At 56.6% G+C, this 16,237-nt stretch carries 12 protein-coding genes and 1 pseudogene; 8 read left to right on the top strand and 5 right to left on the bottom strand.

Going from position 1 to position 16,237, the window contains the following annotated elements; all coding sequences use genetic code 11:
- Nucleotides 1–63 precede the first annotated feature (63 nt).
- Nucleotides 64–768 (bottom strand): pseudouridine synthase, encoded by a 705-nt coding sequence (locus E0L35_RS23175; protein WP_138801563.1) that lies wholly within the window; start codon nt 766–768, stop codon nt 64–66.
- Nucleotides 769–770: 2 nt separating this feature from the next.
- The gene (locus E0L35_RS23170) at nt 771–1,583 is read right to left on the bottom strand and encodes an amidohydrolase (protein ID WP_138801553.1); all 813 of its coding nucleotides are present in this window, start codon (nt 1,581–1,583) and stop codon (nt 771–773) included.
- A 72-nt stretch (nt 1,584–1,655) separates the two neighbouring features.
- On the opposite strand from E0L35_RS23170, the gene rarD reads away from it, so the two are divergent.
- Nucleotides 1,656–2,564 (top strand): EamA family transporter RarD, encoded by a 909-nt coding sequence (rarD, locus tag E0L35_RS23165; RefSeq protein WP_022523340.1) that lies wholly within the window; start codon nt 1,656–1,658, stop codon nt 2,562–2,564.
- On the opposite strand, the pseudogene E0L35_RS23160 reads toward rarD, so the two are convergent.
- Nucleotides 2,535–4,197 (bottom strand): annotated as a pseudogene (locus tag E0L35_RS23160) (methyl-accepting chemotaxis protein). The gene rarD and the pseudogene E0L35_RS23160 overlap by 30 nt on opposite strands.
- Before the next feature lie 266 nt (nt 4,198–4,463).
- Between E0L35_RS23160 and sulP the strand changes: the two are divergent.
- The 7 genes from sulP to E0L35_RS23125 all read left to right on the top strand — a co-directional run bounded on the left by sulP (nt 4,464) and on the right by E0L35_RS23125 (nt 14,221).
- The gene (gene sulP / locus E0L35_RS23155) at nt 4,464–6,164 is read left to right on the top strand and encodes a sulfate permease (protein WP_138801552.1); all 1,701 of its coding nucleotides are present in this window, start codon (nt 4,464–4,466) and stop codon (nt 6,162–6,164) included.
- A gap of 224 nt (nt 6,165–6,388) precedes the next feature.
- Nucleotides 6,389–7,549, top strand: coding sequence for a TAXI family TRAP transporter solute-binding subunit (locus tag E0L35_RS23150; protein ID WP_138801551.1), 1,161 nt, complete (start codon nt 6,389–6,391; stop codon nt 7,547–7,549).
- A 52-nt stretch (nt 7,550–7,601) separates the two neighbouring features.
- Nucleotides 7,602–9,611, top strand: a complete 2,010-nt coding sequence (locus E0L35_RS23145; protein ID WP_138801550.1) for a TRAP transporter fused permease subunit — start codon at nt 7,602–7,604, stop codon at nt 9,609–9,611.
- A 59-nt stretch (nt 9,612–9,670) separates the two neighbouring features.
- Nucleotides 9,671–11,083: an enoyl-CoA hydratase/isomerase family protein gene (locus E0L35_RS23140; protein WP_138801549.1), complete on the top strand. Its 1,413-nt coding sequence runs from the start codon at nt 9,671–9,673 to the stop codon at nt 11,081–11,083.
- A 3-nt stretch (nt 11,084–11,086) separates the two neighbouring features.
- Nucleotides 11,087–12,280, top strand: coding sequence for an acyl-CoA dehydrogenase family protein (locus E0L35_RS23135; RefSeq protein WP_138801548.1), 1,194 nt, complete (start codon nt 11,087–11,089; stop codon nt 12,278–12,280).
- Nucleotides 12,281–12,287: 7 nt separating this feature from the next.
- Nucleotides 12,288–13,406 (top strand): acyl-CoA dehydrogenase family protein, encoded by a 1,119-nt coding sequence (locus tag E0L35_RS23130; RefSeq protein WP_138801547.1) that lies wholly within the window; start codon nt 12,288–12,290, stop codon nt 13,404–13,406.
- 35 nt (nt 13,407–13,441) lie between these two features.
- Entirely contained in the window at nt 13,442–14,221 is a 780-nt protein-coding gene (locus E0L35_RS23125; protein ID WP_138801546.1) for an enoyl-CoA hydratase-related protein, read from the top strand.
- On the opposite strand, the gene E0L35_RS23120 is transcribed toward E0L35_RS23125, so the two are convergent.
- Nucleotides 14,203–15,162, bottom strand: a complete 960-nt coding sequence (locus E0L35_RS23120; protein WP_027959565.1) for a nitronate monooxygenase family protein — start codon at nt 15,160–15,162, stop codon at nt 14,203–14,205. The two genes, E0L35_RS23125 and E0L35_RS23120, sit on opposite strands and share 19 nt — an antisense overlap.
- Nucleotides 15,163–15,243: 81 nt before the next feature.
- Nucleotides 15,244–16,170, bottom strand: coding sequence for an FAD-binding protein (locus E0L35_RS23115; RefSeq protein ID WP_138801545.1), 927 nt, complete (start codon nt 16,168–16,170; stop codon nt 15,244–15,246).
- Nucleotides 16,171–16,237: the final 67 nt, after the last annotated feature.

The following is a 16,237-nucleotide window of genomic DNA, read 5'->3' as shown; positions in this document are numbered from 1 at the left end:
TTCAGATAAAATAAAGCCGCTTACCCTTTTGGGAAGCGGCTAATAGAGACCTTAAGCAAGGACTCAGAAAAGCGCGATTTCGTCGGCGGTTAATTCTCGCCACTCGCCGGGCGCCAGGTTGGCATCCAAAGCCAAGTCACCGATAGAGCTGCGGTGCAGTGAATTCACGTGATTACCCAAGGCGGCAAACATACGCTTCACTTGGTGATAGCGCCCTTCGGTAATGGTGAGTTCTGCCTGGGTGGGCGAAAGCAGCCTGAGTGTTGCAGGCTGTGTCGGGGTCTCCTCTCCATCCAGCATCAGGCCATCGGCGACTTGACCAATCGCCCACTCCGCCGTCGCACCTTCCATCGGTTCCGCTAGCTCAGCGATATACACCTTGGCGCAGCGATGGCGCGGTGACGTGACACGGTGCGACCACTGGCCATCATCGGTTAATAGCAGCAGTCCCGTGGTATCCACATCCAACCGCCCTACCGGCTGTAACCGATCGGCTTTGGGCAGATCTATCAGATCTATCGCGCGCTGATAGAGTCCGCGGCGGGCATTGCATTCAACGTCGACGGGCTTGTTCAGCATAATGTAGCGCAAGCCAACCAGCGCCAACCGCTCGCCGTTGAGCACCACCACATCGTTATCGGTATCGATCTGGGTCGCCGACTGCTTGATCGGCTCGCCGTTGAGGGTTACCTCACCATTTTTGAGTGCCCGCTTAGCCAGGCTACGGGTTAATGGCGTGGTTTCACTCAAAAAGCGATCAAGGCGCATCATTAACCCACTCCTGGCAGCAGCTTAAAGTGGTCGGCATCTTGCCAGGCAGGAAATTTTTCACGAAAAGCATCAAGGGCAGTTTTATCCAGCGTGCCCGTCTCTATAAACGGGGTATGGGCAGGTTTATCAATTAACGCTTCACCTTTGAAGTCGACCAACAGGGAGTCGCCGCTGTAGGCAAGCCCTTTGGCATCTTCTCCAACGCGATTAACGCCAATCACATAGCTTAAGTTCTCTACCGCACGGGCTTGTAGCAGCGTACGCCATGGATGACGACGCGGTGCTGGCCAGTTGGCGATACACAGCAGCGCATCATACTCGAAATGCTCCCCTTCTGCTGGTTGCTGACGCATCCACACCGGAAAACGCAGGTCGTAGCAAACGCTCAGCAGCAGCTTAAAGCCATTGAGCTCTACCACTTTACGCTCACTGCCCATACCGTAGCGCTCATGCTCACCGGCCATACGGAATAGGTGACGCTTATCGTAGTGGGTTAACACCCCCTCCGGCGTTGCCCAAATCAAGCGGTTATAAAACTCACCGTCCTCTTCGATCGCCACGCTGCCGGTCATCACGCAGTTGCGCGCCTTCGCCTGGGCCTGTAGCCAGGCAACGCTTTGACTTTCCGCCATCGGCTGGGCCATTTCGCGGGAATTCATGGTAAAGCCAGTGGCAAACATCTCAGGCAATACAATAAGATCCGTGTCGCGGCTATCCAGCTCGCCCAGCAACTTCTCAAGATGAGCGTGGTTGGCCTGGGGATCTTCCCAGCGCAGATCACACTGCACTAGCGTGTTCCTAAGTTGACTCACTTAACACCTCCAATTCGTCAGTCTCAAGACAACGTTTATGCTAGATTAGCATCTTTAAATAATGAGGCTGCTATGCTTCCTACTCCAACACGCGACCCTGATGCCGTCAAAGGCGTTATGTATGGGCTAACCGCCTACACCATGTGGGGCTGCTTTCCGCTATTTTTTGCCCTGTTTGACGGCATTCCCGCCTTTGAAATATTGATTCACCGTATCATTTGGGCGTGTCTTTTCTTGGTCGGCTTGATTACCTTACTGCGCCGCTGGCCGCCGGTGGTCACTGCACTGGGTGAACCCAAGCGGCTTGGCCGCGTGTTGGCCTGCGCGCTATTGATTGCGTTTAACTGGGGTATCTATATTTATGCAGTGGAGTCGAAGCAGGTATTGCAGGCGAGCCTGGGCTACTTCTTAACGCCATTAGTGAACGTCGCGCTAGGCATGCTGGTACTTCGGGAAGTGATGGCCAAGCTGCAGCTGGTCGCCTTGGGCTTGGCCAGCGTGGCCATTGCCACGCAATTTGTGATGCTGGGTGAACTGCCCTGGCTTAGTCTACTACTGGCGTTAAGCTTCGGCAGTTACGGCCTGTTTCGTAAGCAGGTGCCACTGGACGGATTATCGGGACTGTTTGTGGAAACCCTGTTGCTATTCCCCCTCGCCCTGATCGCCTTGACCTGGTTAAGCTGGAACGGCAGCTCGCATTTTCTACAAGATACGTCATCGACTGGCCTGCTGATCGCCAGTGGGGCTTTGACCGCGCTGCCGTTAATGGCCTTTGCCGGCGCGGCACGCCGGTTGCGTTTGGCAACCCTGGGCTTTTTGATGTACATCAACCCCAGCATTCAGTTTCTGATTGCCTTAACCGTGTTCGGCGAGCCCCTGGGCCTTATTCAGTTGGCAACGTTTGTGCTTATTTGGATCGGGCTCGCGCTCTACTCCTGGTCGGCATGGCAATCACGCCCGCGCTACGCTACGGCTGGTTAGTGCAAGCGGTGGTACTGGGGCGGCCTCTGACTGCAACGCAGGGGGAGTCGCTATATCACGCTCAGGCTGGTAGCCAACCCGGAATCCGCCCCAGTGCTTACCCTGCACATACACCGGCACAGAGAGGTCGTGCATGATTTCGCCGGTATCGCGCTTGTAGGTTTGCAGTAGCAGCGGCTTTTCATGAGCCCCACAGCGGCTGCCCGTCGGGTCATCGAAAATGCGTTTGTTGCGGCAGAACTTTAAATCGTGCGCGTAGTCACCGGTTGGTGCAAGACTGACCGCTTTGTTATGGGTCGGCACATAGCCTTTACGGTCACAGGCAATGGCATAGCTTAAGCTTAGCTGCGTGAGCAAAGGCTCCTGCAAATCGGGCAGGTACCTATCAGTGAAACTATCAAAGCCGGTTTTATATTGCGGCGGCTGCGTACCCGGAATCTGTTCATAATGGGGCTGGAACAGGTGGGTGTCTGAAAGCTCCCCGCGGGCAATCGCTTTTTCCAGCAGCTTACCCAACTTATCGGCGGTTAATCGTGCAGCGTGGAATACCTGCTGGTGGCGACCCTCCAAATGCTGTTGAGCCAGTTCACCATCGACCCCTTCGGCAGCCTCCATCAATGCCCGGGCCTGCTCAGCCAAATCATGCATATTACGATTGCCTTCATCGACATCATCTTCCAACTGGCTCAGGCTGTCCGCCACGGTTTGACTATGTTCGCGAGTGTTTTCCATGGCATCGGCAACACGGGTAATTTCCCTCTGCACTTGGTCGAATTCTTGAGTCATCGTACCCAGACTGTTGCCGACCACTTGTAGCCCCTTGGAGCGCTTGCTGATACGGGTCATTAACTGGCCCATAGTGGCGACGACCGACTGGCCGCTCTGATGCATATCCCTTAACCAGCTCATCGACACTTTGCGTTGCGGTAGAGGTCTTGAGTGCCAGGTTGCGCACTTCGCCGGCGACGACTGCAAACCCTCGCCCGTGTTCACCCGCTCGGGCCGCTTCAATTGACGCATTGAGCGACAGCAGATGGGTTTGTTCGGCGATATCCTCAATCATGGAAGTAACGTTACGTACACGCTCAATTTTATCGTTCAGCGCGGTCAGCATTTCCAGCGCTTGGTTTGAGCGGTCGGCAACATCGCTCATGTCCTGAATAATATCGTCCAGTTCAGCATGGTTGTGATGACTGGCCTCCCGGGCGCTCTCTGCCAGCGCTGCCACTTGGCTGGCGCTGGCACTCACCTGCATAATGGCTGCATTAATGGCCGTCATGCTCGATGAAGCTTCACGAGCCATGGTTTCTTGCTTTGAGAGGCGCTGATCCATCAGATCGGCATAGTGCGACACTTCTGCCGAGGCAATCGCTGTGCTGCTAGCGCGGTTCATTAACCTGTAGGCCATGGCGCGAAGCGAACGGTAATCACGCAGCGGCTTAAAGCCAAGCCGATGCTGTTCCAGGCGACGTTGGTCGGCTCGGTAGACGCCTTCCAGTACGCTGAGTAGCATAGCGCCACCGCCTAGCGCGGCGAATAGAAGTGCCAGATAACGCCAGAGCCCTCCTTGTATGGCAAGCCCTATCGACAGCACTACAAACAGCACCGGAACACACAATCGCAGTAAGCGCATGAGCTGTACTCTTTTATTGATGTTATTGAGTATCGAAAATACTACTTCTGAGGGGTTCAACCCCCTTTGCGACTAAGCTTAGCGTGTAACGCTTATGAAAGAAGTAGCACTTTGGGGGAAGGAAGTAGCACTTTTGGCGAAGACACAAATCCTATAAGCGCTTGGTCATCATTGGGTTACCGCAGTAAAAATGAATATAAGCACTGCAATGAAATGGAATATCCCTTACTCTCTTGGTTCTGCCACTTCTACAACACCAGGACCCCATGCTAAAGCGCTACTTGCCGATCCTGACATGGCTCCCCCACTACCATAAACGCCTATTGGGGGCAGACCTTTTGGCGGGCTTGATCGTCACCGTGATGGTCATTCCCCAATCGCTGGCCTATGCGCTGCTAGCCGGGTTACCTGCGGTGGTGGGTCTCTACGCCAGCATCCTGCCTCAACTGATCTATACCCTGTTTGGCACCAGTAAAACCCTCGCGGTCGGGCCGGTGGCAATCATCGCGCTGATGACCGGTGCCGCGCTCTCCTCAGTAGCAGCCGCGGGTACGGAGACCTACTTACAGGCAGCGCTGATCCTGTCACTGCTTTCCGGTGGCATGCTGGTCGTGATGGGGCTGCTGAAAATGGGCTTTTTCAGCAACTTTTTAAGCCACCCGGTTATCTCCGGCTTCTTAACGGCGTCGGGTATTTTGATTGCGGCCAGCCAGCTTGGCAGCTTACTGGGGGTTGAGAGCAGTGGCTTTACCCTGGTGGAACGTCTTATCACCCTGGTACCAAACTTAACCACCTTTAACTTACCCACCCTACTGATTGGCAGTGGAACCCTGCTGTTTTTGATTGCCATGCGGCGCCACGGTAAAGCCGCCCTGCTCACGCTGGGCCTGCCACGCACTCTGGCGGACTTGATCGCCAAAGCGGGGCCAGTCTTTGCGGTCGTGATTACCACCCTGGTGACCTGGCATTGGCAGTTGGCCGATAAAGGCGTCTCCGTGGTAGGGCAAATTCCCGGTGGTTTACCCTCGTTAAGCTTTCCTTGGGCAGACTACTCGCTATGGCGGGCACTGCTAATCCCAGCGCTGCTGATTAGCCTGGTCGGCTTTGTGGAGTCGGTCTCCATGGGCCAGATGTTGGCCGCCAAACGGCGCCAGCGCATCTCCCCCAATCAGGAGTTAATAGGCCTGGGCGCCAGCAATTTAGCCGCCGGGTTTTCCAGCGGCATGCCGGTAACCGGTGGGTTGTCCCGCACCGTTATTAACTACGATGCAGGGGCGCAAACACCTGCCGCCGGTGCCTTTGCAGCACTAGGTATTGCGCTGGTCACCCTGTCATTTACCGGCTGGCTCTACTATCTGCCCATCGCGACCCTGGCCGCAACAATCACCGTTTCGATTTTGACGCTGGTAGACATTCCCATGCTGCGCCAAACCTGGCGCTACTCTCGCAGCGATTTTGCCGCCATGGCGGTGACGATTCTACTCACGCTGTGCGAGGGCGTTGAAGCCGGCATCATCAGCGGTGTGACACTTTCTATTGCGCTATTTTTGTACCGTACCAGCCGTCCGCATAGCGCCTTGGTAGGTCGTGTGCCCGGTACCGAACATTTTAGAAACACTACCCGCCACGATGTCGAAACGGTCAATACCGTTGCCCTCTTGCGCATCGATGAGAGCCTCTACTTTGCCAATGCGCGCTATTTGGAAGACACCGTTTATAACCTGGTGGCGAGCCAACCCGAGCTTGAGCACGTTGTGCTGATCTGTTCGGCGGTCAACCTGATCGATGCCTCTGCGCTAGAGAGCCTTGATGCTATCAATGCGCGTTTAAAAGACTCCGATGTAAAACTGCATTTATCCGAGGTAAAAGGCCCGGTAATGGATCAGCTTAAGAAGAGTGACTTTCTGGATGCGCTTACCGGGCGGGTGTTTTTAAGCACCTACGCCGCTTGGCGTGAATTTTCTTAACTGCATTGCTCTCGCTACTGCTCTGAAAAACCAGGCTTTTGCCTGGTTTTTTTATGCCTGTTGTATACCAACGGGCACCGCTGCTGACAACAGCATTGACAGCCACCCAGCGGCTTCTCTACTATCAGCCGACCACTTAGCAAAACCAAGTACCGCATAGCAAAACACTATGTAGCAAAACGTAACTAAAACCTTAAGCACAACCACAATAAAGGAGCATCCCAATGCATCCATTTGCTCACCGCCTACTCATCGCCGCCTTACCTTTATCGCTACTCGGCGCAGCAGTCAGCCACGCCAGTGACATTGAACTCCCCGGCACCATGGCCTGGACGGCCTACGGCACTAACTCAAGCGGCTATGCCCAAGCCGTCGCCATCGGCAATATGCTGCAGAACAAATACGATTCATCAGTGCGTATCCTGCCGGGGGACAACGATGTTTCACGGATGACGCCGCTTAAGCAGGGCCGCGTTGACCTTTGCGCCTGCGGGATCGCCAGCTACTACGGCGCTGAAGGGGTAATGATGTTTGCCGACCGTGACTGGGGTCCTCAGCCACTACGCGTGATTACCACTTCCACTGCCTCTTTTGGTCTTTCCCTTGCGGTTGCGGGCGACCTGGACGTTGAAACGCCCGCTGACTTGGCGGGCAAACGCATCGCCTATATCCGTGGCGACGATGCGCTCAATAAAGGCACAGAGGCGTACCTCGCCTTTGGCGGTTTAACCTGGGATGACGTAGAGCGGGTTGATTACCCCGGCTACGGCCGCTCGTTCGACGGCATTATCGCTGGCGATGTGGATGCCTCCTTTACCACAACGGTCACCCCGCCCGCCCAGCAGTTGGCCAGTAGCCCTCGCGGCATTAGCTGGCCGGTGCTAGACCCCAACGACGACGAAGGCTGGGAGCGTATGGCTGCGGTGGCGCCCTACTTCCGTCCTCACGAAGTCACTTCCGGGGCAGGCGGCATCAGCGCCGAAAACCCGGTGCCTAGCGCTAGCTACCCTTACCCTATTGTTGTCGCCAACCAAGACCTGGACGACAACGTGGCTTATGGCCTGATCAAGGCCATGCAGGAAAACTTTGATGACTATAAAGACAACGCTCCAGGCGCACTTGGCTATGCACTAGAGCAACAAGATCTTCAATGGGTAGTGCCGTTCCACGATGCGGTCGTGGAGTACTACAAAGAAATCGATGTATGGACTGATGAAATGCAGGCTCATCAGGACAAGCTCGTTGAACGCCAGAACGTGCTTTTAACCGCCTGGGAAAGCTTTATGCAGGACGCACCCAGTGAAGATGAGGCATTTACTACCGGCTGGATGGAAGCCCGTGCCACCGCGCTGAGCGATGCCGGTTTCGAACCGATCTTCGAGTGATACACCACGGGGCGGCACTTGCCGCCCCCTGCTGATTGACGGATGTCCCCCCATGACCACAGATACCTCGCCTGCCAATAATCAGCAGGTTAAAGAAAAGATCAGCCAAATTCGTCAGCTTCCTACTGCACTGCGCTGGATTCCCGCCACGGTCACCGTCATTTTGATGGCGATGACGCTGGATTATCTTTTCAACGTTGGCTTACTGACGTTCGTAACCGGCTTGGAAACGCAGTTCTACTATGCCGTTGTGGCGCTGCTGCTACCGCTGGTGTTTTTGCTTTGGCCCATGCGCAGTCGCCAACAAGAGCAGCCTATTCCCTGGTACGACTACACATTGAGCGCCATCACGCTTATCGTTGGCGGCTATTTTGTTTACAACGCAGTACCTATTTTGGAGCGCGGCTGGGCCTTTTCAGCGCCCGAAATCGCCATTTATGCCAGCTACGCCTACTGGCTGCTGATTGTCGAAGCAGCACGCCGGGCGGGTGGTTTACCCATTGCGATTATTGCCGGGGTATTCTCGCTCTATCCGCTGGTGGCCGATATCGTCCCTGGCCCGATCCAGGCGTTTCCTTCCACCCTTGAACAAACCGCCATGTACCACACCATGAGCACCGAAAGCATCATGGGGGTGCCGCTGCAGGCGTTCGCGGGCCTGGTGATCGGCTTTTTGGTCTTTGGTGTCGTGCTGCAGAAAAGCGGCGGCGGTAAGTTTTTTATTAATCTGGCCTTTGCGCTCCTGGGTCATGTACGCGGCGGCCCTGCTAAGGTGTCGATTTTCTCCAGTGGCCTGATGGGCTCCATGAGCGGCAGCGTGATCAGTAATGTATTGACCACCGGCGTGCTATCGATTCCCGCCATGCGTCGTATCGGTATGAGCCGCTCCTTTGCGGGCGGTGTAGAAGCCTGCGCCTCAACCGGCGGTGTATTGATGCCCCCTGTTATGGGTGCCACCGCTTTTGTCATGGCGATGTTTTTGGACATTCCCTACTCCGCTGTGGCGCTGGCCGCCGTGATTCCTTCGATTCTGTATTTCCTGGGTCTGTTTATTCAGATTGATGCCTACGCGGCCCGCCACGACATTAAAGGCTTGCCCGCCGTTGAGCTGCCTTCACTTTGGCAAACCCTCAAAGAGGGTTGGTATTTTATTTTTGTCTTCGCGTTATTAGTCTGGATGCTGCTGATTATGCAGCGCGAAGCCGTAGCGCCTTTTTACGCTACCGCGCTGCTGTTAGTGCTGAACCAGCTTTCCAAGCATAACCGCTGGGGTTGGAAGGATGTGGCCGACACGCTGTCATCTGCCGCCAAGCTGTTTGCCGAACTCATCGCTATTTTGGCCGGCGTGGGCATGCTGGTCGGTGCGCTTTCGATGACCGGCCTTTCCGGCACCATCGCTAACGACTTTATCAATATTGCCGGTGGCAGCGTGCCGCTGCTACTGATTATGGGCGCCGTGACCAGTTTCGTACTCGGCATTGGCATGACCGTGACTGCCGCCTATATTTTCCTTGCCGTTGCGCTAGCCCCCGCGCTGATTCAAGGCGGAGGGCTGGATCCCATGGCGGTGCATATGTTCATCCTTTACTGGGGCATGCTGAGTTTTATTACTCCGCCGGTCGCACTCGGTGCCTTTGCCGCCGCCACCGTGGCCGGTGCCCGGCCCATGGAAACGGGCCTGCAGGCCATGCGCCTGGGTAGCGTGATCTACTTTATCCCCTTCCTCTTTGTGCTTAATCCGGCGTTGATTATGCAGGGCGCACCGCTGTTGATCGTGGCCGTGTTTATCCAGGCCGTGCTCGGCATCATTCTGTTTGCCTCCGCCATGCAAGGCTACTTGATGGGCGTTGGGCGACTGGGCTATGGCGCGCTGCAGGAGATCATTATTCGCGCCCTGGTACTGGTTGCGGGACTATTACTGGCACTGCCTGGCGGTGGAATGATCCCCCTTAGCCAGTGGGAACTGATCGGCCTTGCGCTTGCTGCACTAGTGCCCGGCGTGTTGATGGCGCGCTTAAGCCAGCGCCACCATCGGCGTACGCAAAGCGCCTCTGCTGCTTAATAGGTGTAACGCCAAGGTTATTTTCAATTCACTATCATGCGAAATACGAGAACCTAATTATGTCCGTTCACTACCAGCGCCACGGTGATATAGGCGTTATCCAAATTGCTAACCCGCCGGTTAATGCCCTGGGTCAGGCCGTGCGCAGCGGCTTAGTCAACGCGCTCAAAGAGGGTATTGCCGACGCCGATGCTAAAGCGCTGGTCGTGCTGGCCGATGGCCGCACGTTTATTGCCGGGGCGGATATTCGTGAGTTTGGCAAGCCGCCCCAAGCTCCCCTCCTGCCCGATGTGATTACCCACCTGGAAGCCTGCCCCAAACCGCTGATCGCCGCCCTGCACGGCACGGCCCTGGGCGGCGGTTTGGAAGTAGCACTCGGTTGCCACTACCGAATCGCGCTGGCAGGAACCCGCGTAGGGCTACCAGAGGTAAAGCTTGGCCTACTGCCTGGCGCCGGTGGCACCCAGCGTTTACCACGCTTAGTGGGCGTTGAGCGCGCGTTAGAGATGATTACCAGCGGTCGCTTTGTGGAGGCTGAAGAAGCGCTTGAGGCGGGGATTATCGATGCTATCAGCAATGCCCAAACGCCTCTTGAAGCGGGTTTAGCCGCCGCCCAGGAAGTGCTGGCAGGCGCCCAAACGCCCCGCATCACCGGCCAACTTCCTGCCCCGACGGCGAACCCCCAAGCCATCACTAAGACGTTGGAACATCTTAACCAACAGTCTTCCGAACTGTTCTCGCCGTTTCGCATTGTCGAAGCGATTCAGGCCTGCGTGGAAGCCGAATCACTTGAGGCTGGATTACGCCGCGAGAGAGAACTGTTTCTAGCCTGTATGGACTCCCCCCAGCGCGCCGGGCTTATTCATCTGTTTTTTGCCGCACGCAGCCCCCATCTGGTGCCCGATATTGAGAAAACCAGTGCTTTTAAACACGTGGCGCTGGTCGGTGAGCATCCGCTCTTTGAACGTCTGCAGAAGGCGGCGCAAAAGGCAGGCATAAGCTTAACCAGCGCGTCCCACGAGGCCACCGAACTTTGCCTACTGGCGCCAAATGCTACTCAGGATTCCCTCGCGAATTACCCTGTTGTCGCACTGGAAGAAATTGGCATCGACAGCGATACGGCACTAAGCCTGATCATTGCTGAAAATGGCCAAATAGGTGAGCTAGTCAATGTAAGCGCAGAGCCACTTACTCAGCAGCGAGTCGCACTCACGCTTAAAGCGTTGCGGCTAAACATCGTGGTCAGCCAGCAAAAAAGCATACTTCGCTCGATGCATGCTGCGATTCAGCAAGCTTCAGCCAGTGAAAAGCAGTCAGCGCTTGAACAGGCAAGTATCAATATAGCGGAACAGAGCTTCTGCTACCGGGAAAGTGACATCGATTTACTCGCGGTGGAAGCGTTTGGCTACCCGCGTCACCTAGGAGGGCCACACCGCCAGGCCACGCTCTCAACTGTTGCTAAGGATGTATAGCCCATGAACCTCACCTTTAGCCCCGAAGAGCAGGCATTTCGCGAACAGGTACGCCGCTTTCTAGCCGATGCACTGCCCAGCGATATCAGCCAGCGCGTGCGCTTGGGCCGCCACCTGCGCGCTGATGACTACCTGCGCTGGCAGAATATTCTTAGCGAACAGGGTTGGTTGGCGTCTAACTGGCCAAAAGAGTTCGGCGGCCCAGGCTGGGGGCCGGTACAGCGGCATATTTTCGACGAAGAGTGTGCTGCTGCCCATGCACCTACAGTCGTACCCTTCGGCGTTAACATGGTGGCTCCCGTCATCATGAAATTCGGCAGTGTCGAGCAGCAACAGCACTATCTGCCGCGCATTTTGAGCAACCAGGATTGGTGGTGCCAAGGCTACTCAGAGCCCGGCGCTGGCTCTGATTTAGCGGGCCTAAATACCCGCGCCGTGCGTGATGGCGACCACTATATCGTCAATGGTCAGAAAACCTGGACCACCCTGGGCCAGCACGCCAACATGCTGTTCTGCCTGGTACGCACCGACCCAGACGCCAAGAAGCAGGCGGGCATCAGCTTTCTGTTGATTGATATGCAGACACCGGGTATCACCGTGCGGCCAATTATTACCCTTGATGGTGCCCACGAAGTTAACGAAATCTTTTTAGATAACGTGCGCGTACCCGTCGACAACCGCGTCGGTGAAGAGGGCCAGGGCTGGACCTGCGCTAAGTTCCTGCTCACCCACGAACGTACGGGGATTGCGGGGCTTGGTCACGCCAAGCAGGCGCTGCGCCACTTGAAGTCGCTGGCGAGCCGGATTCAGCATCGCGACAAACCGCTGCTGGAGCTACCCAGCTTCCGTCAGCGGGTGGTGAAAGCGGAACTCGAACTAATGGCGCTGGAAGTGACTAACCTGCGCGTGATTGCCGCTGCCCGAGATGGCGGTGTACCCGGCGCAGAGAGCTCGCTGCTAAAAGTACGCGGCTCGGAGCTTCGCCAGGAGCTAAGCGAGCTTACCCGGCGCGCCCTGGGCCCTGCTGCGCTGCCATTCTTTCCCGACTTCCTGCATGGCGACGACAGCCTGGATGACGAGCGCGCCCAAAGCGCGGCCGCCAGCGCTCAGTATTTCAATCGTCGCAAGCTGTCGATTTATGGCGGCGCCAATGAAATACAAAAAAGTATCGTCGCCAAAACCATTCTAAATATGTGAGGTCACCATGGATTTTGCTTTAACCGACGAGCAGCGCATGCTCGAAGAGACGCTCACCCGTTTGGTGGCCGACCAGGTTTCCGCCGAGCAGCGCCGCGCTATGCTGGCCGCTGCTCCAAACCGCGATTCTGCACTATGGCGCACCTTTGCCGAGCTGGGTTTGCTGCATATGCCCTTCATCGAAGACATGGGCGGGCTAGGGGGCGATGGCACCGACCTGATGATTATTATGCAGGCACTGGGACGAGGCTTAGTGCCCGAACCCTATCTGGCTGGCCTAGTGCTGCCCGGCCAACTGCTGGCCGTTACCGCCAACAGCGAACAGCAAACCCGGTGGCTAGCCCCACTGCTTGAAGGTGAGCATCAGTTGGCGCTTGCTTGGCAGGAGATTGGCGCCCGCTACGACGCCTTTACGGTAGCTACCCAAGCTACCCAGCAAGGCGACCAATGGCAGTTAAATGGTAAAAAACACGTGGTACTTAACCTTGAAGCCGCTGCGGCTACGCTGGTCAGCGCTCAATTAGCCAGCGGCAAGCTAGGGTTATTTATTGTGCCAGCGGATGCACCGGGCACATCTACGCACCTATATCGCACTATCGACGACCAGCCCGCCGGCGATCTGACCCTGGACAGCGTCACGCTGCCGTTAACCAACTGCCTGAGTGAAGATGTTAGCGATGTGCTAGCGGAGGTACTGGCTGTTGGTCGCGCAGCGCTCTGCGCCCAAGCCATCGGCGCAATGGAGGAGGCCTGCGACCAAACGCTCGCTTATTTAAAAGAGCGCAAGCAGTTTGGCGTACCGCTTTCGACCTTTCAGGCCCTGCAGCACCGCATGGTGGATATGCACTTGCACCTGGAGCAGTCCCGCTCCATGGCGATTTTAGCCGCCACTAGCCTCGCGCTCCCTGCAAGCGAACGGGATTACAAAATTGCCGCGGCCAAAGCCTACTGTGGTGAATCAGCTCGCTTTATTGCCGAACAGGCGATCCAGCTGCATGGGGCGATGGGTATGACCGAAGAGTGCTATGTCGCTAACTACGCCAAGCATCTGGTGATGTTCGATCACTACCTGGGCGACAGCGACTACCATCTCGAAACGGTCAGCGAGCTGTTAAAGGTTGCCTGAGAACGTTGCCAGAAAAGTTAATTAGGGAGCGATACATGCCAGATTACGTCGGCAAGTTAGTGACTGTCAGCGCTATTGAAAACGGTATCGTCGAAGTCGCCATTGCACGTCCAGAAGTACGCAACGCTCTGAATGAAGCCACCGCCCTGGCCCTCAATGAGGCGCTGGCGGCGGTGGCAAACAATGAGCAAGTTCGCTGTGTGATTCTGCGAGGTGAAGGTAGTGCGTTTTGCGCCGGCGCTGACCTGGCAGAGTTTGAGAAGGCAACGTCTCAGCCTGCGAGCGAACGGCTGGAAACGCTCTTTCTGCCCGCTCTGCGCAGTTTAATGGCAATGAATAAACCGGTGATTGCAGCGGTTAGCGGTGCGGCTGCGGGCATCGGTGTTTCCTATGTGCTCGCCAGCGATATGGTGGTGATGGGCCACTCCGCCTACCTGAAGCTTGCCTTTATCAATATTGGGCTCATCCCCGACGGCGGTGCCTGCTGGCATCTGGTGCGCCAGCTTGGCCATGCTAGGGCATTTGAAATGGCTGCCCTAGCGACGTCCATTTCGGCAGAGCGATGCGTGGCACTGGGCCTGGCCAACCGGGTTGTCGAAGATAACCAAGTACTAATGGAAGCTCGGTCGTTGGCGCAAGCACTGGTGAGTCAATCGCCCCAGGCGTTAAGCGCTACCAAACGCGCCTTACGGGAAGCTGCCCAGCGCCCGCCAAATGACACGATGCAATTAGAGGGCGAGCTTCAAGATCAGTGCAAGGCGTCGGAAGATTTTCACACCCGGGTGGCGGCGTTTCGTCAAAGCCGCCGTAAATGATCTAACGCTTTCTGGTAATCCTGGCGCAGCGTGGCCACTTCTTCGGCCACGCTGTGCATAGAGGCAATAGCGCCTACGCCCTGCCCCGCGCCCCAGATATCCCGCCACGCTTTTGCCTTACTGCTCCCCCCTGAGCCATAACGCATAGCGGTTTTATCACCTTCAGGCAGCGCATCAGGATCCAATCCCGCCTGCTCGATACTTTGCCGCAGATAGTTACCGTGCACGCCGGTAAACAGGTTGGTATAGACAATGTCGCCTGCCGCTGCGTCCAGCACCATCAGTTTATAGGCCGCTTGAGCGTTTGCCTCTTGGGTGGCGATAAAGCGCGTGCCCATATACACCAAGTCCACGCCTAGCGCCTGGGCGGCAACGATCTGTTCACCTTTGCTAATCGCCCCCGCCAGCACTAACGGGCCATCGTAAAAGCGGCGCACCTCCGCCACAAACGCAAAGGGGTTTAACCGCCCGGCATGGCCGCCCGCGCCGTGGCAGACCAGTATCAGCCCATCAACTCCCGCATCGATCGCTTTCTTGGCGTGCCGCAACGTGGTCACATCGTGAAACACCAGCCCGCCATAGGCATGCACCTTTTCCACCACTTGATTAGGCGCGTGCAGACTAGTGATGACCAGCGGCACCTTGAACTCGGCGCATAACGCGACATCGTGCTCTAGACGATCATTGGTGGGGTGCACAATTTGGTTCACCGCAAAGGGCGCTGAGGGTTGTTCGGGGTGCTGCGCGTCATAGTCGGCCAGGGTTTGAGTGATCTGCTGTAACCACTCACGTAATACGTCAGCAGGTCGGGCGTTGAGCGCGGGGAAAGCACCCAGAATGCCCGCTTGGCACTGGGCAATCACCAGTTCTGGCCCGGAGACGATAAACATGGGTGAACCGATCACCGGCAGGTTTAATGAAGCGGTTAGACGCGTTAGCATGGGAAACTCGCTGGTTGTTATTGTGAGGTAATCTGCGAAAGGCCCCGATTGGGGCCTTCCGTGAACTGCTTTTAGATGCGCTTACAACTTGCTCTCAAGCTCGGGCAGGATCTCAAACAGATCCCCCACCAGGCCGTAATCCGCCACCTGGAAAATCGGTGCTTCGTCGTCTTTGTTGATCGCGACGATCACTTTGGAGTCTTTCATGCCCGCCAGGTGCTGGATGGCACCGGAAATGCCCACGGCGATATACAGATCCGGGGCAACGATCTTGCCGGTCTGGCCAACCTGCATATCGTTGGGCACAAAGCCTGCGTCGACGGCGGCCCGGGAAGCACCAATGGCAGCCCCCAGCTTGTCGGCAATGCCGTCGAGCAGCTTGAAGTTTTCGCCGTTGCCCATGCCGCGGCCGCCGGAGATCACCACCTTGGCTCCGCCCAATTCGGGACGATCTGACTGCGCCAGCTCCTCTTTGACAAAGCTGGACTGGCTGTTGTCCACCACTACGTCGACGGCTTCCACCGTCGCGCTGCCGCTGGTGCCAACCGCATCAAAGCCGGTGACGCGCACGGTGATGACCTTGAGGGCATCGTCACTTTTCACCGTCGCAATGGCGTTACCGGCGTAGATCGGACGCTTAAAGGTATCGGCGCTGTCCACGGCGATAACGTCCGACAGCTGGCTAACATCTTTTAGCGCGGCTAAACGTGGCAGCACGTTTTTGCCGGTAGTGGAGGCGCTGGCCAGCACGTGGGTGTAGCCATCGGCCAGTTCGACCAGCAGCGCGCCCATGGGCTCGGCGAGCTGGTGGGCGTAAACGGCGTTATCCGCGACGCGGACTTTGCTTACGCCGTCGAGCTTGGCGGCAGCTTCCGCGGCGGCCTGAACCCCTTCACCGGCCACCAGAACGTCAATATCGCCACCGATGGCTTGGGCGGCCGCCACGATGTGGGCGGTGGCGCCGGCCAGTTGGCCTTCGTGTAGATCCGCAAGTACCAGAATGCTCATGGCATCAACTCCTTTCAAAGCTCTTTTCTTAAAGTACGGTTTTCAAAGCACTTATCTTAAAGAGCTT

This window comes from Halomonas sp. ATBC28 (genome assembly GCF_005937175.1).
Lineage (GTDB): Bacteria > Pseudomonadota > Gammaproteobacteria > Pseudomonadales > Halomonadaceae > Vreelandella > Vreelandella titanicae.
Note: the sequence above shows the minus strand (reverse complement) of the source record. Positions and strands in the feature narration are given on the sequence as shown.

Excerpts from the sequence above, each read along its gene's own strand:
- E0L35_RS23175 (WP_138801563.1), bottom strand. The coding sequence starts at position 768 with ATGCGCCTTGATCGCTTTTTGAGTGAAACCACGCCATTAACCCGTAGC.
- rarD (WP_022523340.1), top strand. The coding sequence starts at position 1,656 with ATGCTTCCTACTCCAACACGCGACCCTGATGCCGTCAAAGGCGTTATG.
- sulP (WP_138801552.1), top strand. The coding sequence starts at position 4,464 with ATGCTAAAGCGCTACTTGCCGATCCTGACATGGCTCCCCCACTACCAT.
- E0L35_RS23150 (WP_138801551.1), top strand. The coding sequence starts at position 6,389 with ATGCATCCATTTGCTCACCGCCTACTCATCGCCGCCTTACCTTTATCG.
- E0L35_RS23145 (WP_138801550.1), top strand. The coding sequence starts at position 7,602 with ATGACCACAGATACCTCGCCTGCCAATAATCAGCAGGTTAAAGAAAAG.
- E0L35_RS23140 (WP_138801549.1), top strand. The coding sequence starts at position 9,671 with ATGTCCGTTCACTACCAGCGCCACGGTGATATAGGCGTTATCCAAATT.
- E0L35_RS23135 (WP_138801548.1), top strand. The coding sequence starts at position 11,087 with ATGAACCTCACCTTTAGCCCCGAAGAGCAGGCATTTCGCGAACAGGTA.
- E0L35_RS23130 (WP_138801547.1), top strand. The coding sequence starts at position 12,288 with ATGGATTTTGCTTTAACCGACGAGCAGCGCATGCTCGAAGAGACGCTC.
- E0L35_RS23125 (WP_138801546.1), top strand. The coding sequence starts at position 13,442 with ATGCCAGATTACGTCGGCAAGTTAGTGACTGTCAGCGCTATTGAAAAC.
- E0L35_RS23120 (WP_027959565.1), bottom strand. The coding sequence starts at position 15,162 with ATGCTAACGCGTCTAACCGCTTCATTAAACCTGCCGGTGATCGGTTCA.
- E0L35_RS23115 (WP_138801545.1), bottom strand. The coding sequence starts at position 16,170 with ATGAGCATTCTGGTACTTGCGGATCTACACGAAGGCCAACTGGCCGGC.